Raw genomic sequence first — 854 nt, 5'->3', positions numbered from 1 at the left:
CTATTCTTAGCTACAGTAAAAGTTGTAGAATTAATAAAGCTTGTGTAATTATCATTACCAGCAAAACCAACAACAACACTAACAGAACCAGTACGAACAGTAGTATAATTCAAACTCCAACCACCAGAACCATCAACAGCTACAATAAACTGTATACCATCAACAGTAACAGTAACACTAGATATCCCAGAATAATTAGCCAAAACACCACTAACAGTGACATTATTACCAATACTAACAGAATTAGGACTAACAACAATAGTAGAATTAGTACTATTCTTAGCTACAGTAAAAGTTGTAGAATTAATAAAGCTTGTGTAATTATCATTACCAGCAAAACCAACAACAACACTAACAGAACCAGTACGAACAGTAGTATAATTCAAACTCCAACCACCAGTACTATTAACAGCTACATTAAACTGTATACCATCAACAGTAACAGTAACACTAGATATCCCAGAATAATTAGCCAAAACACCACTAACAGTGACATTATTGCCAATACTAACAGAATTAGGACTAACAACAACAGTTGAATTAGTACTATTCTTAGCTACAGTAAAAGTTGTAGAATTAATAAAGCTTGTGTAATTATCATTACCAGAAAGACCAACAACAACATTAATAGAACCAGTACGAACAGTAGTATAATTCAAACTCCAACCACCAGAACCATCAACAGCTACAATAAACTGTATACCATCAACAGTAACAATGACACTAGATATCCCAGAATAATTAGCCAAAACACCACTAACAGTGACATTATTACCAATACTAACAGGATTAGGACTAACAACAACAGTTGAATTAGTACTATTCTTAGCTACAGTAAAAGTTGTAGAATTACT

Annotated in this window: 1 protein-coding gene; it reads right to left on the bottom strand. The window is 32.8% G+C overall.

Annotated elements, in window-relative coordinates; translation table 11 throughout:
• The coding region (locus MBCUT_RS11145) for a hypothetical protein (protein WP_169805354.1) at nucleotides 1-854 on the bottom strand (854 nt) is incomplete at both ends.

It is taken from the genome of Methanobrevibacter cuticularis (genome assembly GCF_001639285.1).
Taxonomy (GTDB): Archaea; Methanobacteriota; Methanobacteria; order Methanobacteriales; family Methanobacteriaceae; genus Methanobaculum; species Methanobaculum cuticulare.
The sequence above is the reverse complement of the archived record's forward strand: the minus strand, read 5'-3'. Positions and strand labels throughout refer to the sequence as shown.